Source organism: Streptomyces sp. NPDC005494, assembly GCF_042872025.1.
Taxonomy (GTDB): Bacteria; Actinomycetota; Actinomycetes; order Streptomycetales; family Streptomycetaceae; genus Streptomyces.
In genome coordinates this window covers 1-22207 of the sequence record NZ_JBIAJR010000012.1, presented here as the reverse complement: position 1 = coordinate 22207, position 22207 = coordinate 1, and the positions used below count along the sequence as shown (strand labels likewise).

Sequence of the window (22207 nt, the reverse complement as noted above, 5' to 3'; positions counted from 1 at the left end):
GGGTGTGTGGGGCGACCTTCGCACTGGACCACTGAGTCGGTCCAATATCGAGTTTCCCCATCATCAAGACGCACAGCGTCTCAATCGGACGGCTAGGGGGTGGGCAGCGCCTCCTCGGCGACCGCGAGCACCGCGCGCAGCGCCGCCGAGGGATTGTCCGTGCGCCAGGCCAGAGCCGCCTGGCGCAGGATGGGCGGCCCGGCGAGGGAGCGGTAGACCAGCCCGTTCTGCTGGATGTGCCGTACGGAGGAGACGGTGAGCGTGACCCCGACGCCCGCGGCGACGAGGGCCAGGATCGTGTACGAGTCGGGGGCCTCCTGCACCACGCGCGGGTTGAAGCCGGTGGCCTCGCAGGCCTGGACCATCGCGTCGCGCACCGTGGATCCGGCGTTCGCGGGGAAGGAGACGAAGGGCTCGTCGGCGAGGACACCGATCGGGATGCTCTCCAGGCGGGCGAGCCGGTGGTCGGAGGGCAGCGCGCACAGCAGCTCCTCCTCGTCGATCACCCGGTAGGCCACCCCGGGCTGGGTGACGGGCAGCCGGACGAACCCGAGGTCGAGGGAGCCGTCGGCGACGCGGGAGAGGGCGACGTTCGCGTACGTCTGCCCCTTCATCGCCAGCTCGATCCCGGGGTGGGCCGCGCGCACGGCCCGGGTCAGCAGAGGCAGCGTCTCGTGGCTGGAGGCGCCCGCGAAACCGATGGTGACCCTGCCGTACTCCCCGCGGCCGGCGGCCTTGGCGGCCCGTACCGCCGTGTCGAGGTCGTCCAGCACGGTCCGTACGGGTTCGAGGAACGACTCCCCCGCGCTGGTGAGCCGCACCGAGCGGGTGTTGCGCTCGAAGAGCTGGACGCCGAGCTCCTTCTCCAGCTGGCGGATCTGCTGGCTGAGCGGGGGCTGGGCCATCTGCAGCCGCTTGGCGGCACGGCCGAAGTGCAGTTCCTCGGCGACGGCGGTGAACGCCGTCAGATGACGCAGTTCCATCGAGGGCTTCCATTCATTAACTGACAGTCTTGATCCGACCTTAATTTGGTATTGGACAGCAATCAATGGCCGCTGACACGGTGAGGGCGACCAGCACGCACTCGCCGAGGAGCACTGTGGAGCGGACGGATACGGCCGACGGGCCCAGCAAAGTCATGTCGATGAGGGAGGCCGTCGCCGCCTTCGTGCACGACGGGGCGACCGTCGCCATCGAGGGCTTCACCCACCTCGTCCCCACAGCCGCCGGGCACGAGATCATCCGTCAGGGCCGCAAGGACCTCACCGTCGTACGGATGACGGCCGACATCGTGGTGGACCAGATGATCGCCGCGGGCTGTGTCTCGCGGCTGGTCTCCTCCTTCGTGGGCAACTCCTCCGCGGGTTCGCTCGGTGAGCTGCGACGCAGGATCGAGCGCGCCGACCCGGCGCCGCTGGCCTTCGAGGAGTACAGCCACTACGGGATGGTCTGCCGCTACCTGGCAGGCTCCCAGCGGCTGCCGTTCTACCCGCTGCGCAGCTACGGCGGCAGTGACCTCCCGGGCGTCAACAGCGACCTGCGCAAGGTGACCTCGCCCTATCCGGGACCGGACGGCGAGCCGGAGCAGATCTACGTCGTGCCGCCGGTGAATCCGGAGGTGACGATCATCCACGCCCAGCGGGCGGACCGCCGGGGCAACACCCAGATCTGGGGACTGACCGGTATCCAGGCCGAGGCGGTCTACGCGGCGGAGAAGGCGATCGTCGTCGTCGAGGAGGTCGTGGAGGACGAGGTGGTCCGCTCGGACCCCAACCGCACGCTCGTCCCGTCCCACGCGGTGGACGCCGTCGTGGTCTGCCCGCGCGGCGCGCACCCCTCCTTCGCCCAGGGCTACTACGACCGCGACAACGCCTTCTACCGGGCCTGGTCACACATCAGCAAGGACCCCGAACGGCTGCGGGAGTGGCTGGTGGAGTGGGTGTACGGGACGGCCGACCACGCCGAGTACGTCGACAAGCTGGGCGAGGACTTCTGGGCGGGGCTCGCGGTGGGCGAAGCGCTCAGCGAACCGGTGAACTACGGGCGGCGGCTGTGAGCGCGCCACAGGAGAAGGAACGGGACATGACCACCACCGCACCGGAGACCGTCACCTCGTCGGAGCTGCTCTCCGTCGTCGCCAGCCGTGAACTGGCCTCCCGGCGTACGGTGTTCGCCGGCATCGGACTGCCCACGCTCGCGACCGAGCTGGCCCATCTGACGGTCGCCCCGCAGATCGAGGTCGTGTACGAGTCCGGGGTCTGCGGGGCCCACCCCTCGCATCTCCCGGAGACCATCGCCGACGCCGTGCTCATCTCCGGCGCGGAGGCGGTGCTCTCGATGCCCGCGCTGTTCGGCTGCGTGCTCCAGGGCGGCCACATCGACGTGGGTTTCCTCGGCGCGGCGCAGATCGACCGGTGGGGCAACCTCAACACCTCCGTCATCGGCGACTGGGAGAGCCCCACGGTCCGGCTCCCCGGTTCGGGCGGTGCCGTCGAGGTGATGGCCAACTCCCGTGAGGTCTTCGTGGTGATGCGGCGGCACAACCCGCGCTCCTTCACCGCCGAGCTGGACTTCTGCACCACCCCGGGTCCGGACCGCGCGCTCGCCGAGGGCATCCGGCCGCTGGGCGCGGGAGTCACCCGGGTCATCACCGAACTGGGCATTCTGGCCCGCGCGGGGATCGGCGAGGAGCTGCGCCTCGTCGCCGTGCACCCCGGTGTGACGGTGGACCAGGTGCGGGAGGCCACCGGCTGGGACCTCCAGGTCGCCGGCTCCGTCGAGACCGTGCCCCCGCCGACCGGGGCTGAGCTGCGCCTCCTGCGCGAGGACGTGGACCCCGGCCGCGTCTACCTCCGCTGAGCCCGCGCGCGGCGGCCTCAGGCATCGGCCGCGCGCCCCTTCCGCCATCGAACGCGGCTACCGTCGCTGACATCGACCGCACCTGCCGAGAGGACGTAACCGCCATGCGTATCAGGATCGTCGGAGCCGGAGCCATGGGCCGCGGCATCGCCCAGTGGGCGGCGACCGCCGGGCACACCGTCGAGCTCTGCGACGTCCGGACCGAGGCGGTGACGGCGGCCGTGGACTTCGTGCGCTCCATGCTGGAACGCGCCGTCCAGAAGGGCCGGATGTCCGCCGAGGACTCCGCAGCCGCCCTCGAGCGGCTGATCCCGCTGGACGACCCGTGGGCCGGAGGCCCGGACGTGGAACTGGTCGTGGAGGCCGTGCGTGAGGACCTGGACACCAAGGCCGAGGTGTTCGGGAAGCTGGAGCAGGCGCTGCCGGAGTCCACGGTCTTCGCGACCAACACCTCGTCCCTGTCGGTGACCCGGATCGCCGCCTCGCTCCGGGACCCCGGGCGGCTCGCGGGGCTGCACTTCTTCAATCCCGTGCCGTTGATGAAGATCGTCGAGGTCGTGCCGGGCGCGGCGACCCGCCCCGAGATCCCGCCGGCCCTCACGGCGCTGGTGGAGAGCTGCGGTCACCGTGCGGTGACCGTCGCCGACACCCCCGGGTTCCTGGTCAACCACGCGGGGCGGGGACTGGTGACGGAGGCTCTGGCGCTGCTGGAGGAGTCGGTCGCCGACCCGGCCGGGATCGACCGGATCGCCCGGGACGTGCTGGGGCTCCGCATGGGTCCGTTCGAGCTGATGGACCTCACGGGGCTCGACGTCACGGCGGCGGTGATCGACTCCATCTGGGAGGGCTTCCGCTACGAGGACCGGCTGCGCCCCTCCTTCCTCACCCCGAACCGGGTCACGGCCGGCCTGCACGGCCGCAAGACCGGGCAGGGCTGGTTCGCGTACGGCCCCGAGGCCGCCCCGGCTCCGGAACCGCCGGTGACGGGTGACCCTGACCGACCGGTGTTCGTCGTGGCCGGCGAGGGTGCCGAGGAGCTGCGGAACACGCTGTCCGAAGCCGGTGCGGCGGTGGAGAGCGGTGCCGGGCCCTCGGGCCGCGCTCTGGTCCTCGTCCCTGCCTGGGGCACCACGGTGGCTGCCGCGGTCGCCTCGCTGGGACTTCCCGCCGCACGCACCTTCGGCGTCGACCCGCTGGCTCCGGCGGGCCGCCGCAGGGTGCTCGCGGTGACCCCGGCGGCCGACCCGGCCGCCGCGCGGGACGCCCGCGCCGTCCTGGCCCGCGCGGCTGACGGCAAAAACCCCTGGGCCGTGTCGGTGGTGCGGGACACCGCGGGCTCGGTGGCGCAGCGGCTGCTCGCGTCGGTGGTGTCGGTCGCCGCCTCGATCGCGGAACGCTCGCTGGCCACCCCGGCGGACATCGACCTCGCCGTCACGACGGGCCTCGGGTACCCGGCGGGGCCGCTGGCCTGGGGCGACCGGATCGGCGCCGCGCGGCTGCTGGACCTCCAGCGGGCTCTGCACGCCACGACCGGCGACCCGCGTCACCGGCCGACCCGCTGGCTCACCGAGCGCGCCCAGCTGGGCCTGGAACTGACGGACCCGGGCACCTCACCGGCGGACTGCGTCTGAGGCGTACGGCGGGGCCGTGACCGATTCGTACAAGACCTGGTCACGGCCCCGCCGTACGGTCGTTCCATGACTCCACGACTCGACGCGATCTCCGTCACCACCGCCGATCTGGCCGCCTCCCTGGCCTTCTACCGCAGGCTCGGACTCGACATCCCCGAGGGCGCCGAATCGGCTCCCCATGTGGAGGTGGCTCTCCCGGGCGGGCAGCGCCTGCTCTGGGACACCGAGGACGTCGTCCGCTCCTTCGACCCGGGCTGGGCGGGTTCCAGGGGCGGCGAGCGCCTCGGGCTCGCCTTCCTGTGCGACGGGCCGGAGGAGGTGGACTCCGTGTACGCGGATCTGACCGCCGCGGGGTACGAGGGACATCTGAAGCCCTGGGACGCGGTCTGGGGACAGCGCTACGCGGTCGTCCTGGACCCCGACGGCAGCGCGGTGTCGCTGTTCGCCGCAGATCCCACGTAGCCGGTGCGGGCCAGATAGCCGCCGAGGGTCGTCCCGGCCAGCTCCCGCATCTCACGGGCCAGATGTGCCTGGTCCGTGCAGCCCACGGCGTACGCGGCCTCGGCGTACGCCGTGCCCGCGCTCACGAGGGCCAGGGCTCGCTGCAGTCTCAGGACCCTGGCCAGCGTCTTCGGACCGTAGCCGAACGCCGCCAGCGAGCGGCGGTGCAGCTGGCGGGCTCCGAGCCCGACGGCCTGCGCGGTGGCGGCGACGGAACGCCCCTGCCGCAGCTGTGCGGCGACCGCCGCCATGAGCGGGTCCGGAGGTTCGGTGCCCACTGCCCGGTGCAGGGCGATGTCCTCCAGCGCGGCAGTGGGGTCGTCGGCCTCGGCGATCCGCTCGGTGAGCCGGCGTACCTCACCGCCGGACCAGAGTGAGTCGAGCGGGACCCGCCGGTCGCGCAGTTCGTGCGCGGGGACACCGAGGAGCGCGGGTGCCGTCCCGGGGGCGAAGCGGATGCCCGCGCAGCCGCCGTCGGCCGGGCCGGGTCCGAAAGCGCGGGTGTCGGGACCGGCCACCATCAGCCTGCCACCCAGCCAGAGAAGGTCCATGCAGCCGTCGGGGAGCACGAGCCGCGCCGGATCGCGCGGGCCGGACCAGGTCCACAGGGTCGCGCCGTCCAGGCGAGCCGCCCACTCCGTGTAGCCGTGTCCCATGCTCACCACGCTACGCGCCCCCCGAACCCGCCCGGGCGGCATGACCGCGCACCAGGTGAATCAGTCCTCCGCGGACCCGCCCGGGCCGACGTCCCGCCCCGCCGCCGAGGCGAAGCCGAGCCAGGTGTGCCGGTTGCCTGCCCAGCACCAGCCGACCTTGGGGGCGTCGCGTCGCTCCCTGCCGTCCCGCCCGGTGCCGTTGCTGATCCACAGCGCGGGAGTACGGGCGTCCAGGGCGCTGTTGGCCTTGCGCAGCCGGGATCCGATGGTCATGAAGCAGTGGTTGCGCTCCAGGACGTCAGGCTGCTGCAGGACCCAGGTGATGCCCTCGGTGAGCAGCAGCGGGGTGCGGGCCCGCCCGGTGAGAGCGGGCAGGGCCTCGTCCGGGCTCCAGTTGGCCATCTCGTCCCCGCGGTCGAGTCCGGTGACGAGGTAGAGCGGCGTGCCGGGCAGCGCGACGGTGTCGAGGGGGGCGAAAAGGTCGACGTCGGGCATGTCCGTGACGACGAAGCCCGCCTTGTCGTTGCGGCGCAGCAACGGCGCGAGGGCGGATGCGGGGGCCCGGTCCGGATGGACCGCGAGCAGCGTTCCGCCGTCGGCGCCGGCGTCGGCGGACTCGGCGAAGGCGCGCAGCTCGGCGGCGGACAGATCCGCGATCTCGTGCACCCCGAGTTCGATCAGGCGCTCCGCCTGCGCGCGCGGTGTCGGGAGGGCGGGGCGGACGGTGGAGGTTTCGGGCACGATGCTCCCAGGGACGACGTCGTGGACGGGCTCGGGACCAAACGAGACAGGCCGGCGGAACGTTCCCGTCCGGCTCCCGGGCCGGTCCGGTGATCCCGGTCTCGCCAGCGCCCCGGGACCAATCCGGCCGCTTCGCTGTCGCGTGCGGGTCCCGTGATCCAGAATGGTCGCCCAGGGCGGAAGTCGGCGTGACGGGGGCGCGGTTGTGACAGCACTGGTGGAATTCACCACTGACGGCGGAGCAGCGGTGGTCGTGGAGGTCGATCAGCACGCCCCCGGGGCGAGGCTGGTCGCACGGGGTGACAACACCCTTGCCCGCGCCAGCCGTTCGTTCGACGAGGCGCTGGTGGGCATCAGATCGGCGGCCGAATCGGCCCTCGCGGTCTTCCGGGACGGGTCGCTGCGGCCGGACACGGTGGAACTGGAGTTCGGCGTCAAGATCACGGGCGAGGCGGGCGCGGTCATCGCCAAGAGCGCCGTCGAAGGTCATCTGACGGTGAAACTGTCCTGGTCCCCGGATGCGGGCCCGGCCGTGCCGCCTCCGCCCGGAACCGCCGCAGCAGCCGTCTGATGGGTTCGCCGGCCTGGCAGGCTCGCATCGATCTCGACGGTTCGGTGGAGGGATCCGGCTTTCTCGTCTCCGAGCGGACGGTGCTGACCTGCGCTCATGTGGTGCGCGACGCAGAACGTGCCGACGTCGTCTTCCCCGGCGCACCCGGGCTCGGCCCGGTGCCCGCTCGGGTGTCCATGCGCGGCTCGTGGGCGGGCGGGCCCCACGACACGGGGGACATCGCCGTACTCGAACTGGGCCGGCGGGTCGGCCTGCCGCCCGCGTGGTTCGGCGAGCTGGACTCCCCACACGGTCCGGAGCCGCGAAGACTGGTCAGTTACGGGTTCCCGGCTGGCTACGGCGTCGAGGGCGTCCAGAGCGAACTTCGCGTCACCTCCCGCCAGTTGATCAACGACGAGTGGAGTCAGCTGGAGTTCTGGAAGGGGTACGGACAGGAGCCCGCCCACGGTTTCAGCGGAGCCGCGGTGGTGCTGGAGGCGACCGGAGGGGTCGTCGGCATGGTGTCCGCCCACGACCCGGTGACCCGCAACGGCCGGATGATCCCGGCCCAGGTCCTGGCCCGCCACTGGCCGCGGCTGGCCGATCTGATCCCGACACCCGGCTATCCCACGGAGGACAAGAGACTCCTGCGTGAGCTGGTCGCCCGGGTCCCCGCCCCCGCCCTGGTGCACCCCGTGGACCGGCTGCTGCGGAGCGCGGTCGGGAGGCTCGGAATCCAGCCGCCCTCGCAGGCGGTCGCCGGGCTGTGGGAGGCGGTCTGGTACCTGCTGAGCGAGGCACCCCCACGGCCGCACTCCCAGCCCCTGGCCGAGCTCGCGGTACGCCTCGCCGATGCCGTCGCCGATCTGGACGACGGACTCAGCGGGGAACTCCGGGCCTGGGCCAGGACGCATCGCACCCGGTCGAGTACGGCGGCTCCCGGGACCCGCCCGTCCGTACCCGCCCGGTCGGCGGCGGAGCGGCGCTGGTCACCCATCCTCGTCGAGATCAAGCGAAGCGGCGCCGACCGCAACGCCCTGCTGGTGGAGGTGTCCGCCTTCCGGGACGGCAGCCGGCGGCTCGTCGGCGAGAAGCGGATGACGAAAGCACACGCGCGGGAGTGGGTACTGGAACGGATCGACGAGGCGTTCGGTGAGATCGACACCGAGGGGCGGGAACTCATCGCGTTCGCCGTCCCGCGCGGCTGGCTCAACCAGCCCGTCGATCAGTGGCGACGCCGCAAGGGCAACCGGGCTCCTCTCGGCTGCCAGTCGCCTGTCGTGGTGATGGACCACGATCGGCGCGCCAGCGAACAGCTCCAGTACAAGCTCAGGAAGATGTGGGAAGCGCTGGACGGGCAGTCCCGCTCCGAGATCCACCGCATTCCCTGTGAGACCGCGCAGCGTCCCGAGCGGCTCTCCGTCCAGCTCCAGGACGTGTACGGCCCGGTGGGCTTCGCGCGGGCACCGAGGACCCTGCGTGACCGGGACCTGCACGCGGCGGCTCTGGACGCCCCTGCCCCCATCGTCCTCTGGCCCCGGACCGGCTGCTCCGACGGCGCCCACTGCTCCGGTGGGTGTTCGGGCGGTCGCTTCCTGGACTCGCTGGCCCAGCAGCTGTCCGCGCTGCCTCCGTCGGAACTTCCCCAGCGAGTCTTCGAACTGCGTAAACAGGCGTTCCTCCACGAGGGCGCGGAACCGCACTGGGCGGCGGACCTGTCCCTGGTGTGGGAAGACCCCCGATGGTTTCCCGAGGTCCGTCCTCTGCGCCACTCCCCTGTGGGCTGACTCGTACAGAAGCTGGAGTACCGCATGTCCCTGTGGCCCGTCTACACCGGCACGAGCCGGCCCCACGACGCAATCGACCAGCTGCCTCCGCCCCCGCCGTGGCGCGCCTTCGACGGCGGTCCGGCGCTCCCCGTACCCGCCGAAGACGATGCGTCCTCGCCCGACCGGACGCACCGTGCGCAGACCTACCAGCCCACGGAGAAGAGCGTCCAACTGGTCAACGCGGCCCTCTATCTGCGCCGTCCCCTGCTCGTGACGGGGCCGCCGGGCAGCGGCAAGTCCAGCCTCCCCTATGCCGTGGCGCGCGAGCTGCGGCTGGGGCCGGTACTGCGCTGGAACATCACCAGCCGGGCGACGCTGGCGGACGGGCTGTACCAGTACGATCCGTTGTCACGTCTGTACGCGGCCGGGCGCAGGCCGGAGGACAGTGATGTGGAGCACCACCTGCGCCTGGGCCCGCTGGGGACTGCCCTGCTGCCGTACGAGCGGCCCCGCGTGCTGCTCGTCGACGAGATCGACAAGAGCGATCTGGACCTCCCCAACGACCTGCTGAACATTCTCGAGGAGGGGCAGTTCGAGATCCCGGAGCTGACCCGGGTGGCCCGTACGCATCCGGAGGCGAATGTGATGACGGCGGACTCCGAGGAGCGGGCACCCGTCCGGCACGGGCGGGTCCGATGCCGCGCCTTCCCTCTGGTGGTACTGACGAGCAACGGCGAGCGCGAGTTCCCGCCCGCGTTCCTGCGCCGGTGCGTGACGCTCGAACTGAAACAGCCCCTGCCCGCCCACCTGGAAGACATCGTGCGGGCTCACCTGGGGGAGCTCGACGACGAGGCCCGGGCACTGATCTCCGCCTTTCTGGCCAAGGGCAGCGGCGGGGAACTGGCCACCGATCAGTTGCTCAACGCCGTGTACCTGACCCGAGCTGCTGGGCTCGACGCCTCCTCGAGCGAGGTTCTGGCCGAGTACCTGATGCCGTACCTGAGCAGCCATGCGGACCTCCTGGACAGCGATGAGCTCTGAGCTCCAAGGCCTGGTTAGCGTGCTCGCACGGGCGGGCGGGACTGCGCCGACCGGCCGTGAACTCGCCGAACTCCTCTGGCTGGCAGGTCACATAAAGCCGGGAACACCCACGGACCGGCCGGCCGGGAACACCCCGGCCAGCCGGACACCGCCCGCAGCACCGTCCGGTAACTCCCGACGGACGGCCGAAATACTCCCCGAGTCGGCGCACTGCGCTGCCGACGCCTCCGCACCGGCCGGCCACCGACACGACAGGGTCCCCATGCGGCTTCCCTCGCCGGGTCCTGCCGCACGCGACCGGGCGCCGAGCTCCATGAGCCCCGCTGCACAGACCCCGCTGCTCGCTCCGGCCCCACCCCTGCTTCCGCATCCGCTGGCGCTGCAACGAGCCCTGCGGCCCCTGCGGCGTACCACCCCGAGCAGTTACGCGAACGAACTGGACGAGCACGGGACCGCACACCGGATCGCCGCCGCGGCGCTGGAGGAACGGCCTCCGGGAGCGCCCTCTCCGCTCTGGCTCCCGCTGATGCGCCCGCGCCCGGAGCGCTGGCTGAACCTGTGTGTCGTCTTCGACACGGGGCCCACAATGACCATGTGGCGTCCGCTGTTCAAGGAGTTGCGCACGGTCCTCGCCCAGACCGGGGCGTTCCGCACGATCGCGGTGCTGCCCGTCTCCGGGGCCGGATCCGTACCCGCCCGGCACCTGGAACAGGCTCGCACCACCGTGCTGGTCGTCAGCGACGCGATGGGCCCGCAGTGGCGGGCGGGGCCTGCGGGGCGCCGCTGGTACGGCACGCTGCGCTCCTGGGCCCAGGAGTTGCCGGTCGCCCTTCTTCAGCCGCTGCCCGAACGCCTGTGGCAGCACACCGCGCTCTCCGCAGTGGCGGGCGAGTTCGCCTCGCCGGGGCCCGGCGTGCCGAACGCGGCCCTGTCCTTCACCCCGTACGAGGCCGGAGGCCCGCCTCCGCACGCGCTGCTGCTGCCCTGCCTCGAGATGTCCCCGGACTGGCTGGGGCACTGGGCCTCTCTGGTGGCGTCACCCGGATCCGGCCGTATCCCCGGGGCGGCGGCGCGCCTGCATCCGTCCGTTCACGCTGTGCCCCACACCGCCGACGCGGTCGTCCCCGAGGAGATCTCGCCGGACGAACTGGTGCTGCGTTTCCGGTCGATCGCGTCTCCCGGGGCCTTCCGGCTCGCGGCCCATCTGGCTGTGGGACAGGCGAGTCTGCCGGTGATGCGACTGGTCCAGGCCGCGACGGAGGAGCGCCCGCGGCCCCAGCACCTCGCGGAGGTCGTGCTGAGCGGCATGCTGAAGGCGGAGCCGGGGCCGCCCTCGGGCGCGTACACGTTCCGGCCCGGTGTCCGTGAGGTGCTGCTGGGAACGCTGCCCCGCTCCTCGCTCCTGAGCACGGCCCAGCTGCTCGGCCGGGTGAGCGCGCAGATCGAGGCACGCGCGGGCGCGGTGCCCGGCGAGTTCCGGGCTCTCGTCGCGGCGGACGACGGCACGGTGAGCGACCCCCTCGGTACTCCGTTCGCCCTCGTCAGCCCGGAGAGCGTGCGGCTGCTGCGCGGACCGGGCGGAGGCCCGGCAGCGCCTTCCGCCGTGCCGGCGGACGGTGTCGCGGAGAGCTCCGGTACTCGCCGGGATGCCCGGGCCGGGCAGCGCCCGGATCCGCAGCACGCGGTGGGCTACCTGTTCCAGGCGGGCCGCTACGAACTCGAACGGTTCATCGGCTCGGGCAGGTCCGGTGAGGTCTGGCAGGCCATGGACCACTCGCTCCTGCGGGTGGTGGCGCTGAAGTTCTTCCGGTACGAGCCCGGGGTGGCCGAGTTCATCAGGATCTCCGCCACCAGTGGCTTCCTCAGCCGCGTCCAGGAGCTGGCGCAGATCTCCCGCCCGAATCTGGTCGGCCTCTACGACGCCTTCGAGACGCGGGACGGGTGCTGCGTGGTCATGGAGCTGGTGAACGGCCCAGCTCTCGACCAGCTGGCGGATCAGCACCCCGGCGGTATCGAGCCGGGACGCCTGGTCGCCCTCGGCAAGGCGCTCCTGAATGGGCTCCGGAGTCTGCACCGGGCCGGGCTGGTGCACGGGTCGGTGAAACTGTCGAACATCGTGCTGACCAAGCACGACAACCCGCTGCTCGTCGAATCGGGGCTCCGCTGGCCCTACGGGGCAGCAGCGACGGGCTCGCGCCCCGGTGAGCCTCTGGACGATCTGCGGGGCCTCGGAAGGGTGCTGTACGAGCTGGCGACCGGCTCGCCTCCGCACGACGGGGGCCGTGGCCGCCTGCGCATCGGCACCGTGGAGTTCCCGGTGCTGGAACAACTGATCATGGATCTGATCGACGGTGATCCGGACGCGTGCCGACGGGCCGCGGCCGAACTCTCCCGGCTCGACAGCGCGGACTTCGTGTGGCGTTACCGGGTACTGGCGGAACCACTGGCCACGATCGGGCCGAAACGGAGGATGAGGCCCGAGGTGCCCGAGCGCGACCTCGTGCTGGCCCGCCTCCTGCTGGCCGGTGGCGGGCCCGTCCCGTTCAGCGAGTTGCGCCGGGCGGTCGGACGCGACGGGACGTCGACCGAGCACGAGAGCACCATGCACCTGAGGGCACTGGGCCATGACATCCGGTCCTCGAAAGCTTCCTGCTGGCTGGAGATCGACCGCTCCGAACTCGACCTGGTCGTGGTGGAGAGCCTGGTCCAGCGGGCCGAGGTGGCCTACGCCGCCGGCGACTTCGCGGAGACGGTCGAGATGTACGACGAGGCGCTGGCCCTTTTCGGCGAGACCCCGCTGGGTGGCCTGCCCGGCCCGTGGGCGGCCGGGGAGCGGCGCAGGCTCTCGGAGTGGCGGCAGGATCTGGCAAACGCGCGCCGGGTCGCCCAGGCGGCCGCGAGCGCCTCCTATAGCACCCCGGTGATCGTGTATCTCTTCGTGGACGGTTCCGAAGCGGACGAGCAACAGGCGTCCCGAGCGGTCAGGCAGCTGGTCGGGTCGCAGCTCCACGTGCCGACGGACCGGACGTCCGCAGCCCTCGGGCAGCTCTTCCACCTGACGGGCATCGGTACGGCGGGCCTGGTCACCTGGGCTACGGAGACCTTTCCCAGCAGCCTCGCGGCAATGCCGGTGTCGGCCGCTCCGGTCCTGGTGAAGATCCTGCTCTTCGCCACAGGCAGTCCACAGGAGGCGAGGCACCTGCGGGAGACCCTGCCCACGGCCGCACCCGCCCAGGACGCGGGGGTGGTCACGGTCTCGGTCGGCATCTCACGTGACCAGTACCGGCGGCTGGCACCCGGACAACGGAGGGGGTTCAGAGTCTTCGGAACCGATCCGGCGAGGGGCGGGACGGCCGGCTGGTACCGCACGATCACTCTGGCGACGCAAGAGCCCCCGGGTGCGCAGGTGCCGATCGCCGCGCCCGACGCGGAGGCCGCGCCGCCTGCGGCTGCCCGCCCTCCTTGGTGGCGCAGACTGTTCTCCGAAGGACGCGACGCCGGACAGGACTGAACACGCCTGTTCCGCCGACGGCCGCTCCGCGCCTCCGAGGGCCTCAGCCGCCGGCCTGGCTCCCGCGGTCCGTCCCGGAGCGGTGGCTCCGGTCCTCCTTCGCGTCCCGGGCGCCGTGCAGACGGGACTTCACGTCGTCCGGAGGCAGGAAGCGCGACCAGCGCTCGGGGAACTCGGAGGGCATGGAGACGTCCTCCTCCTCGTCCTCGTCGGCATAGGCGTCCCAGTTCGCCGCCTGCGTACGGGCCACGAGTTCGGCGGCCTGCGCCGCCTTGACCCGGTCGCTGGCCGCGCGGGCCGCCGCCGTGGCCAGCGAGGGCCAGACGTGGTCGATCGCGGCGTTCACGGCGGCTCCGACCAGGACGGCGAAGGCGGAGATCCCTATCCAGAGCAGCACGGCGATGGGTGCGGCCAACGAGCCGTAGATGGTGGGCCCCTCGACCGTGCTCGTGAGGTAGATCCGCAGCAGGAAGCTCCCCAGCACCCACATCCCGAGCGCGACGAGTGCCCCGGGGACGTCCTCTATCCAGGGCGAACGGACGGGCACCGACACGTGGTAGAGCGTCGTCAGGAACGCGATGGACAGCAGTATCACCAGCGGCCAGTACATGACCGCGAGCACCTCCGTGCCCCACGGAACGAACTCCACCACCCGGTCGGGGCCGACCACCAGCAGCGGCAGCACCACCGCGCCCAGGAGCAGCGCCACCACGTACAGCAGGAAGGCGAGCAGCCGTGTCTTGACGATGCCGCGGTGACCGTCGAGGCCGTACATCACGGTGATGGTGTCGATGAAGACGTTCACCGCGCGTGAGCCCGACCAGAGCGCGATCGCGAAGCCGATGGAGATGACGTCGGGGCGCGCACCCGTCGTGACGTCGGCTATGAGCGGTTTGGCGATGTCGTTGACGCCCCGCTCGGACAGCACCGTCTGGACCGCCCCGAGGATGTTGCGCTCGATCGACGCGACCGTGGTGGTGGCCGTCCAGTCGTCGACGTATCCGAGCAGCCCGATCAGACCGAGCAGCAGCGGTGGCAGGGACAGCAGCGTGAAGAACGCCGCCTCGGCGGCGAGGCCCAGGATGCGGTACTCGATGCACGAATTGACCGTGTCCTTGAGCAAATGCCACGCCATCTGCCGCTTCGACACGTTGCGGTAGAGGACTCGAGCCCGGTGGAGCCGACCCGGTGGCCGCTCGGGTGTTTCGTTTGCTGCCTGCACCTCCTTACCGTATCGGCATGGCAGCTAGCACCCACACAGTGACCAATCAGGTTCCGCCGCTGGTCGGCTATGACGTCTTCGGGGCCGACCTCGCGCTGACGGAGGCCGTCGAGCGGCACCTCGCGCCCGCGGTCCTCGACGAGGCCCGGGGAGAACTCGGCACGCTGGGCCTCTCCGCCGGCTCCGCCCAGGCCCAGGAATGGGGTGCGCAGGCGAACGAGAACCCCCCGAAGCTGCGGACGCACGACCGGTACGGGCACCGGATCGACGAGGTGGACTTCCATCCGTCCTGGCACCGGCTGCTGGGGCACGCGGTGACGGCGGGACTCACGGACGCCTGGGGCAGGGAGGGCGGCCATGTCCGGCGGGCGGCCGGGTTCCTGGTCTGGACGCAGGCCGAGGCGGGCCACGGATGCCCGCTGTCCATGACGCACGCGGCGGTCCCGGCGCTGCGCACCGACCCGGCACTGGCCGCCGAGTGGGAACCGCTGCTGACCTCGCACGTGTACGAGGAGGGGCTGCGGGTCCCGGCGCAGAAGGCCGGTGCCCTCTTCGGGATGGGCATGACGGAGAAGCAGGGCGGCACCGATGTGCGGTCCAACACCACCCGGGCCGAACCTCTGGCGGCGGACGGGGAGTACCTGCTCACCGGCCACAAGTGGTTCTGCTCGGCTCCCATGTCCGACGGCTTCCTCGTGCTGGCCCAGGCGCCGGGCGGTCTGAGCTGCTTCCTGGTGCCGCGGGTCCTGCCCGACGGCGCGCGCAACGTGTTCGCGATCCAGCGCCTCAAGGACAAGCTGGGCAACAGGTCCAACGCCTCCAGCGAGGTCGAGTTCGACGGGACGTGGGCCCGCAGGGTCGGTGAGGAGGGGCGCGGGGTGCGCACCATCATCGAGATGGTGGCGGCGACCCGGCTGGACTGCGTGGTGGGTTCGGCGGCCCTGATGCGGCAGGCGGTGGCCCAGGCGATCCACCACAGCGCCTACCGCTGCGCGTTCGGCGGACTGCTGATCGAGAAGCCGCTGATGCGCAACGTGCTGGCCGACCTGGCCCTGGAGTCGGAGGCGGCGACGACGCTCGCGCTGCGGCTGGCCGCGGCGTACGACGCGGACACGGAGGAGGAACGGGCCTTCCTGCGGATCGCGGTGCCGGCGGCCAAGTACTGGGTGACGAAGCGGTGCACCGCGGTGGTCGGCGAGGCCCTGGAGTGCCTGGGCGGCAACGGTTACGTAGAGGAGTCCGGGATGCCCCGGCTGCTGCGCGAGGCGCCGCTCAACTCGATCTGGGAGGGGTCGGGCAACGTCCAGGCGCTCGACGTACTGCGGGCGTTGCAGCGCGAGCCGGGGGCGCTCAACGCCTTCCTCACGGAGGTCGGCAAGGCGCGCGGCGCCGACCACCGGCTCGACGCGGCGATCAAGGACCTGCTGACCGAACTGGCGGACCTGGAGGCCGTCGAGGCGCGGGCCCGGCGGCTGGTGGAGCGGATGGCCCTCGTCCTGCAGGGTTCGCTGCTGCTGCGCTGGGCGCCGCCGGAGGTCGCGGACGCGTTCTGCGCGTCCCGGCTGGGCGGGGACTGGGGTTCGGCCTTCGGGACGCTGCCGCACAGTCTGGATCTGGCCACGATCGTGGAGCGTGCGCGGGCGCGGGAGCGTTAGGACGTACGGTCCTGGCCCGGGGCGCCGGAGCTTTCGCGCGGGCGCTGCGCGCCGGGGCAAACGACGGGGGGTGATGCTGCGCCGACACGGCACCACCCCCCACGCTTGTGCACCGCCGCACGGCGGGTCGAGGACTCCCCGCACGGCGTGCCGCAGACTCTCGTACGATCTGCGGCCTGTCGCCAGAGTTGCAAAGGGTTGCAACCATTGCGTGGACTGCGGGGTAACGGCACTCTTGGCACGGCAGGATGGGTCCTGGGGTCCGGTTTCGCTCTTCCGGACCGGGCCCAGGCCTTGTTGGGGGGACCTCGTCATGAAGACACGCGCTGCCGCACCTCCGCAGCCGGAGTACGCCCCGCGCCCCGTGGTGAGTGAGCGCCTGGTCCACCGCGCGCGGGAGGCCCGGCTGGCAGGCGGGCGCACCGGGGACGTGCCGCGCGCGGAGATCGGCGCGTCCTGGGACCGGGTGCTGCGCAGCGGCATCGATCCGGAGCAGTCGCCGGAGACCACTCTGCTGGGGACGGCGGAGATCGAGCACCGGCGGGGCAGCACGGCGCTCGGCGAGGTCATGCCGCTGCTGCGGGACGGGCTCGCCGGCATCGCGGACGCGGCGCAGCAGATCCTGGTGGTCACGGACCCGGAGGGCAGGGTCCTGTGGAGGCAGGGGCACGCGGCCGTGCTGCGCCGGGCCAAGGACATCTGCCTGGAGGAGGGGGCGGCCTGGGCGGAGTCGGCCACGGGGACGAACGCCATCGGTACGGCGCTCGCCGCCCGCGTCCCCGTCCAGGTCCACTCCGCCGAGCACTTCATACGCGCCCTGCACGGCTGGACCTGCGCGGCGGCGCCCCTGCGGGACCCGCGGGACGGCCGGCTGATCGGTGTCGTCGACATCAGCGGGCCGGCTTCCACCTTCCATCCCGCGACGCTCGCCCTGGTCGGCACGGTGACGGCGCTGGCGGAGAGCGAGCTGCGCAACCGCCACCTGCAGGCGACCGACCGGCTTCGGTCCGTCGCCGCCCCGATCCTGTGCAGGCTGCCCGGCCGCGCCGTGGTGGTGGACACGCACGGCTGGCCGGCGGCCGTCAGCGGTATGCCGCCCATGGACCGGCTGCCGCTGCCGAAGTCGATGCGGCCGGGCAGGGTGTGGCTGGCCTCGCTGGGGATGTGCCGGGTGGAGCCCTTGCCGGGAGGCTGGCTGGTCCAGGTCGAGGAGGGGGCGCACGAGGGGCCGCCGCGCAGGGTGGTGCTCGACCTCAGCCGTGAGCAGGGGCTCGCGGTGCACGTCGCGGGGCCTGTGGGCACCTGGACGCACCGGCTCTCACCCCGGCACGCGGAGCTCCTGTACGCGCTGGCCCTGCACAGGGAGGGGCGCACGGCGGCCGAGCTCGCCCAGGACGTCTTCGGCGACGCGTCGAGGACGGTGACGGTGCGGGCCGAGGTGTCGCGAATACGGCGGCATCTGGCCGAGGTGCTGGCACACCGTCCGTACCGCTTCGGCGACGACGTCGAGGTGGAAGTGGTCCACCCGGACGTGCCCGCCGACCTGCTGCCTCGCTCTACGGCGCCGGTGGTGCTCAGGGCGCGCGCGTCGGCAGGGGTGACCTGATCATCTTGGAGTGCCACCTGAGCGCTTTGGGACGGGACCTGATCATTTTTGGGCTGGGAGCCCGTGACGTGGTTGTCTGACCGCCATGAGCAACGCCACGCACTCCACCACCCCCCTCTCCGACGTGACCGTCTGGTATCTGGAGCAGACCTCGCCCGAGGATCTGCTGCCGGCGGCGGTCCCCGAGGGCCAGGTGACGGTGGTGCGGTCGGAGAGGGCGCTGCCCGAGTTCAGCCGCTTCCTCTACACGGCGGTGGGCGGCGACGTCCGGTGGACCGACCGGCTGGGTCTGACCTACGCGCAGTGGCAGGAGCTCCTGGAACGGCCGGGGACGGAGACATGGGTGGCGTACGAGAACGGGACGCCCGCCGGTTTCATCGAGCTCGAGCCCCAGGCGGAGGGCGCGGTCGAGATCGTCTACTTCGGCCTGATCCCCGCCTTCCGAGGACGCCGGATAGGCGGGCACCTGCTGTCCTACGGGGTGGCGCGGGCCTGGGACCTCGCCGAGCGCCACCCGGAGCGGACGCCCACGAAGCGGGTGTGGCTGCACACCTGCTCCGACGACGGCCCGCACGCGATGGCCAACTACCAGCGGCGGGGCTTCCGGCTGTACGACACGAAGACCGAGCAGGTGCCCGCTGTCGCGAACCCCGGCCCGTGGCCGGGGGCGCACGCCTGACCGGTCCGCTGGCGATTCCACGGCGGGCCCGTTCGAGGGCCCGCCGCGCCGGTTCATGTACCGGCGCACCGATCCGCCCGCACACCGGTCCGCAGGCGGTCATTACACCGGTCCGCAGGCCGGTCATTACGCCGGTCCCCACACCGGTCCGCACGCCAGGCGCACGCCTCCCAGGTCGCTTTGTCGACAGATCGGCGTGACAGACACCACACCGTCTCGCATTTCGGGACCATCCCGTCCACATGATGGATCGTGGTGGACTGCTCCGAGATCGGCGTGACACGCTTCCGTCATGTCTGGAACTGGAATTGCCTTGGTGAGTCGGCGGCACGTCGACCTCGGCCGCATGTCCAGCGCCATCTGTCCGGTCCGCTGAGAGCTTCCAGCACCGCGATCCACCGCCTTTGCTCCATCCCCTGCGCACCGCCGCGCCTCACGCGAGTGTGCAGTTCAGAGCCGCCCTCCTGCAGTCCCGAAGGACGTATATCCATGGCCGCCATCCCTGAGAAGCCTGCTACCGCCACGCCCCGCCGCAAGGCTGGACGTCACCGTGGTGAAGGTCAGTGGGCCATGGGTCACTTCACCCCGCTGAACGGGAACGAGCAGTTCAAGAAGGACGACGACAGTCTCAACGTGCGGACACGCATTGAGACGATCTACTCCAAGCGTGGATTCGACTCCATCGACCCGAACGACCTGCGCGGGCGTATGCGCTGGTGGGGCCTCTACACCCAGCGCCGCCCCGGGATCGACGGCGGCAAGACCGCCGTGCTGGAGCCGGAGGAGCTGGACGACCGCTACTTCATGCTGCGCGTACGCATCGACGGCGGGCAGCTGACCACCGCTCAGCTGCGCGTCATCGGCGAGATCTCCGAGGAGTACGCGCGCGGCACGGCCGACATCACCGACCGGCAGAACGTCCAGCTGCACTGGATCCGTATCGAGGACGTCCCGGCCATCTGGGAGAAGCTGGAGGCGGTCGGCCTCTCGACCACCGAGGCGTGCGGCGACTGCCCCCGTGTGATCATCGGTTCGCCCGTGGCGGGCATCGCCGCGGACGAGATCATCGACGGCACCCCCGCGGTCGACGAGATCCACGAGCGCTACATCGGCAGCAAGGAATTCTCCAACCTGCCCCGCAAGTTCAAGACCGCGATCTCGGGTTCGCCGGTCCAGGACGTGGTGCACGAGATCAACGACATCGCGTTCGTGGGCGTCGACCACCCCGAGCACGGCCCCGGCTTCGACCTGTGGGTCGGCGGCGGGCTCTCCACCAACCCGCGGTTCGCCGAGCGGCTCGGCGCCTGGGTGCCGCTGGACGAGGTGCCCGACGTCTGGGCCGGTGTCGTCGGGATCTTCCGTGACTACGGCTACCGCCGGCTGCGCACCCGCGCCCGTCTGAAGTTCCTGATGGCCGACTGGGGTCCGGAGAAGTTCCGTCAGATCCTCGAGGACGAGTACCTCAAGCGCCCGATGCTGGACGGACCGCCTCCCGCGCAGCCCTCCTCCCGCTGGCGCGACCACATCGGTGTGCACGCGCAGCAGGACGGCCGCTTCTACGTCGGCTTCGCCCCGCGCGTCGGCCGGGTGGACGGCTCCACGCTGTCCAAGATCGCCGACCTCGCCGAGGCGCACGGCTCGGGCCGGGTACGCACCACCGTCGAGCAGAAGATGATCGTCCTGGACGTCGAGCAGGACCAGGTCGCTTCCCTGACCGCCGGGCTGGAGGCACTGGACTTCCAGGTGAACGCCTCCCCGTTCCGGCGCGGCACCATGGCCTGCACCGGTATCGAGTTCTGCAAGCTGGCGATCGTCGAGACGAAGGCGCGTGGCGCCGCGCTCATCGACGAACTGGAGCGCCGTCTGCCGGACTTCGAGGAGCCGCTCTCCATCAACATCAACGGCTGCCCCAACGCCTGTGCCCGCATCCAGACCGCGGACATCGGTCTCAAGGGCCAGCTGATGCTGGACGCCGACGGAAACCAGGTCGAGGGCTACCAGGTGCACCTCGGTGGTGCGCTCGGGCTCGAGGCCGGTTTCGGCCGCAAGGTCCGTGGTCTCAAGGTCACCTCCGCCGAACTGCCGGACTACGTCGAGCGGGTGCTCGGCAAGTTCCAGGAGGAGCGTGAGGACGGCGAGCGCTTCGCGACCTGGGCGGCCCGCGCCAGTGCGGAGTCGCTGTCATGAGCGAACGAGCGGCGCCGTTCTACTGCCCCTACTGCGGCGACGAGGACCTGCGCCCGCACGAGGCAGGACACGGCGCCTGGGAATGTGCTTCCTGCAACCGCGCGTTCCAGCTGAAGTTCCTGGGTCTCCTGACCCAGGGACTCCAGCGCAACGACGTTGAAGGGGACGGGACATGACGGACACCCTGCAAGCGGCCGGGCTCACCGACGAGGCCCTGAGGGACCTGGCCGAACGGGCCGGGCGCGAGCTGGAGGACGCCTCGGCGACCGACATCCTGAAGTGGGCGGCCGACACCTTCGGCAAGCGCTTCTGTGTCACCTCCTCGATGGAGGACGCGGTGGTCGCGCACCTGGCCTCCCGGGTCTTCCCCGGGGTGGACGTGGTGTTCCTGGATACCGGCTACCACTTCGAGGAGACCATCGGCACGCGGGACGCGGTGGGCGCCGTGATGGACGTCAACCTCATCACGCTGACCCCGCGTCAGTCGGTGGCCGAGCAGGACGCCGAGTACGGCCCCAAGCTGCACGACCGCGACCCCGACCTGTGCTGCGCGCTGCGCAAGGTCAAGCCCCTGGAAGAGGGCCTGACCGCGTACGCCGCCTGGGCGACCGGACTGCGCCGCGACGAGTCCCCCACCCGGGCCAACACCCCGGTGGTGGGCTGGGACGAGAAGCGCCGCAAGGTCAAGATCTCTCCGATCGCCCGCTGGACCCAGGACGACGTGGACGCGTACGTCGCGGAACACGGGGTGCTGACCAACCCGCTGCTGATGGACGGCTACGCCTCCGTCGGCTGCGCGCCCTGCACCCGGCGGGTGCTGGAGGGCGAGGACGCCAGGGCCGGCCGCTGGGCCGGACGCGGCAAGACCGAATGCGGGCTGCACGGCTGATGACGACTGATCAGGAGATATCGATGAGCGTGACGGAGACGGGAGCCACCGTCTGGCTCACCGGTCTGCCGAGCGCCGGCAAGACCACCATCGCGTACGAACTGGCGGGCCGGCTGCGCGGGGACGGGCACCGGGTCGAGGTTCTGGACGGTGACGAGATCCGCGAGTTCCTCTCCGCGGGCCTCGGCTTCTCCCGCGAGGACCGGCACACCAACGTCCAGCGGATCGGCTTCGTCGCCGAGCTGCTGGCCGCCAACGGCGTGAAGGCCCTCGTCCCGGTCATCGCGCCGTACGCCGACAGCCGTGACGCGGTGCGCAAGCGTCATCAGCAGGAGGGCACCGCGTATCTGGAGGTGCATGTCGCGACCCCGGTCGAGGTGTGCTCCGAGCGCGATGTGAAGGGGCTGTACGCCAAGCAGGCGGCGGGCGAACTCACCGGTCTCACCGGGGTCGACGACCCCTACGAGGCGCCGGAGTCGCCCGATCTGCGGATCGAGTCGCACCAGCAGACCGTGCAGGAGTCCGCAGCGGCGCTTCACGCGCTGCTCACCGAGAGGGGCCTGGCGTGAGCACTGTCGCCACCGTGCCGGAAGGCACCGTCAACCCGTACGCGCTGAGCCATCTGGACTCGTTGGAGTCGGAGGCGGTGCACATCTTCCGTGAGGTCGCGGGTGAGTTCGAGCGGCCGGTGATCCTGTTCTCCGGCGGCA

Annotated in this window: 20 protein-coding genes and 1 pseudogene; 17 read left to right on the top strand and 4 right to left on the bottom strand. The window is 71.5% G+C overall.

Going from position 1 to position 22207, the window contains the following annotated elements; all coding sequences use genetic code 11:
* Positions 1-92 precede the first annotated feature (92 nt).
* A complete protein-coding gene (locus ACFYQ6_RS29540) occupies positions 93-983 on the bottom strand; it encodes a LysR family transcriptional regulator (protein ID WP_356744595.1) in 891 nt (296 codons plus the stop codon).
* A 155-nt stretch (positions 984-1138) separates the two neighbouring features.
* Here ACFYQ6_RS29540 and ACFYQ6_RS29535 point away from each other — a divergent pair, with 155 nt between their 5' ends.
* The 4 genes from ACFYQ6_RS29535 (at position 1139) to ACFYQ6_RS29520 (ending at position 4952) form a co-directional block, all read left to right on the top strand.
* Positions 1139-2056 (top strand): CoA-transferase, encoded by a 918-nt coding sequence (locus ACFYQ6_RS29535; protein WP_361586821.1) that lies wholly within the window; start codon positions 1139-1141, stop codon positions 2054-2056.
* Positions 2057-2082: 26 nt separating this feature from the next.
* Positions 2083-2859, top strand: a complete 777-nt coding sequence (locus ACFYQ6_RS29530; protein ID WP_361586788.1) for a CoA-transferase — start codon at positions 2083-2085, stop codon at positions 2857-2859.
* Positions 2860-2963: 104 nt separating this feature from the next.
* Positions 2964-4490: a 3-hydroxyacyl-CoA dehydrogenase gene (locus ACFYQ6_RS29525; protein WP_388765850.1), complete on the top strand. Its 1527-nt coding sequence runs from the start codon at positions 2964-2966 to the stop codon at positions 4488-4490.
* Positions 4491-4556: 66 nt separating this feature from the next.
* The gene (locus tag ACFYQ6_RS29520; RefSeq protein ID WP_361586794.1) at positions 4557-4952 is read left to right on the top strand and encodes a VOC family protein; all 396 of its coding nucleotides are present in this window, start codon (positions 4557-4559) and stop codon (positions 4950-4952) included.
* Here ACFYQ6_RS29520 and ACFYQ6_RS29515 read toward each other — a convergent pair.
* Both ACFYQ6_RS29515 and ACFYQ6_RS29510 read right to left on the bottom strand, forming a co-directional pair.
* Complete coding sequence (locus tag ACFYQ6_RS29515) at positions 4889-5647, bottom strand: helix-turn-helix domain-containing protein (protein ID WP_388765848.1); 759 nt, start codon at positions 5645-5647, stop codon at positions 4889-4891. The two genes, ACFYQ6_RS29520 and ACFYQ6_RS29515, sit on opposite strands and share 64 nt — an antisense overlap.
* A gap of 60 nt (positions 5648-5707) precedes the next feature.
* Positions 5708-6388, bottom strand: a complete 681-nt coding sequence (locus tag ACFYQ6_RS29510) for a DUF5701 family protein (protein WP_388765846.1) — start codon at positions 6386-6388, stop codon at positions 5708-5710.
* A gap of 205 nt (positions 6389-6593) precedes the next feature.
* Between ACFYQ6_RS29510 and ACFYQ6_RS29505 the strand changes: the two genes are divergently transcribed.
* Genes ACFYQ6_RS29505 through ACFYQ6_RS29490 form a run of 4 tightly spaced genes read left to right on the top strand, consistent with a single transcriptional unit; the run spans position 6594 to position 13259 of the window.
* On the top strand, positions 6594-6959 hold the full coding sequence (locus ACFYQ6_RS29505; protein WP_388765844.1) for a CU044_2847 family protein: 366 nt from the start codon (positions 6594-6596) through the stop codon (positions 6957-6959).
* On the top strand, positions 6959-8725 hold the full coding sequence (locus ACFYQ6_RS29500) for a trypsin-like peptidase domain-containing protein (RefSeq protein WP_388765841.1): 1767 nt from the start codon (positions 6959-6961) through the stop codon (positions 8723-8725). Before ACFYQ6_RS29505 ends, ACFYQ6_RS29500 begins: the two co-directional genes overlap by 1 nt.
* A gap of 24 nt (positions 8726-8749) precedes the next feature.
* Positions 8750-9748: an AAA family ATPase gene (locus ACFYQ6_RS29495; RefSeq protein WP_388765839.1), complete on the top strand. Its 999-nt coding sequence runs from the start codon at positions 8750-8752 to the stop codon at positions 9746-9748.
* A complete protein-coding gene (locus tag ACFYQ6_RS29490; RefSeq protein WP_388765837.1) occupies positions 9717-13259 on the top strand; it encodes an SAV_2336 N-terminal domain-related protein in 3543 nt (1180 codons plus the stop codon). The genes ACFYQ6_RS29495 and ACFYQ6_RS29490 overlap by 32 nt, the downstream gene beginning before the upstream one ends.
* A 43-nt stretch (positions 13260-13302) precedes the next feature.
* Here ACFYQ6_RS29490 and ACFYQ6_RS29485 read toward each other — a convergent pair whose 3' ends face one another.
* Positions 13303-14481, bottom strand: a complete 1179-nt coding sequence (locus ACFYQ6_RS29485; RefSeq protein WP_361586803.1) for a YihY/virulence factor BrkB family protein — start codon at positions 14479-14481, stop codon at positions 13303-13305.
* Between the two features lie 17 nt (positions 14482-14498).
* Between ACFYQ6_RS29485 and ACFYQ6_RS29480 the strand changes: the two genes are divergently transcribed.
* The 9 genes and pseudogenes from ACFYQ6_RS29480 to ACFYQ6_RS29440 form a co-directional block, all read left to right on the top strand.
* A complete protein-coding gene (locus ACFYQ6_RS29480; protein WP_388765835.1) occupies positions 14499-16136 on the top strand; it encodes an acyl-CoA dehydrogenase family protein in 1638 nt (545 codons plus the stop codon).
* A gap of 313 nt (positions 16137-16449) precedes the next feature.
* Positions 16450-17742, top strand: coding sequence for a GAF domain-containing protein (locus ACFYQ6_RS29475; RefSeq protein WP_361586809.1), 1293 nt, complete (start codon positions 16450-16452; stop codon positions 17740-17742).
* Between the two features lie 85 nt (positions 17743-17827).
* Positions 17828-18421, top strand: coding sequence for a GNAT family N-acetyltransferase (locus ACFYQ6_RS29470; protein WP_388765833.1), 594 nt, complete (start codon positions 17828-17830; stop codon positions 18419-18421).
* A gap of 292 nt (positions 18422-18713) precedes the next feature.
* Complete coding sequence (locus ACFYQ6_RS29465; RefSeq protein WP_349817346.1) at positions 18714-18797, top strand: putative leader peptide; 84 nt, start codon at positions 18714-18716, stop codon at positions 18795-18797.
* A gap of 113 nt (positions 18798-18910) precedes the next feature.
* The gene (locus ACFYQ6_RS29460) at positions 18911-20608 is read left to right on the top strand and encodes a nitrite/sulfite reductase (protein ID WP_361586815.1); all 1698 of its coding nucleotides are present in this window, start codon (positions 18911-18913) and stop codon (positions 20606-20608) included.
* Positions 20605-20784, top strand: a complete 180-nt coding sequence (locus ACFYQ6_RS29455; protein ID WP_014153269.1) for a hypothetical protein — start codon at positions 20605-20607, stop codon at positions 20782-20784. Before ACFYQ6_RS29460 ends, ACFYQ6_RS29455 begins: the two co-directional genes overlap by 4 nt.
* Entirely contained in the window at positions 20781-21497 is a 717-nt protein-coding gene (locus tag ACFYQ6_RS29450; protein WP_361586818.1) for a phosphoadenylyl-sulfate reductase, read from the top strand. Before ACFYQ6_RS29455 ends, ACFYQ6_RS29450 begins: the two co-directional genes overlap by 4 nt.
* Positions 21497-22066 carry an adenylyl-sulfate kinase gene (gene cysC / locus ACFYQ6_RS29445; RefSeq protein WP_073748465.1) on the top strand — a complete coding sequence of 190 codons (570 nt, stop codon included), beginning with the start codon at positions 21497-21499 and terminating at the stop codon, positions 22064-22066. The genes ACFYQ6_RS29450 and cysC overlap by 1 nt, the downstream gene beginning before the upstream one ends.
* Positions 22063-22207: pseudogene (locus tag ACFYQ6_RS29440) on the top strand (sulfate adenylyltransferase small subunit); the annotation flags it as partial. The gene cysC and the pseudogene ACFYQ6_RS29440, both read left to right, overlap by 4 nt.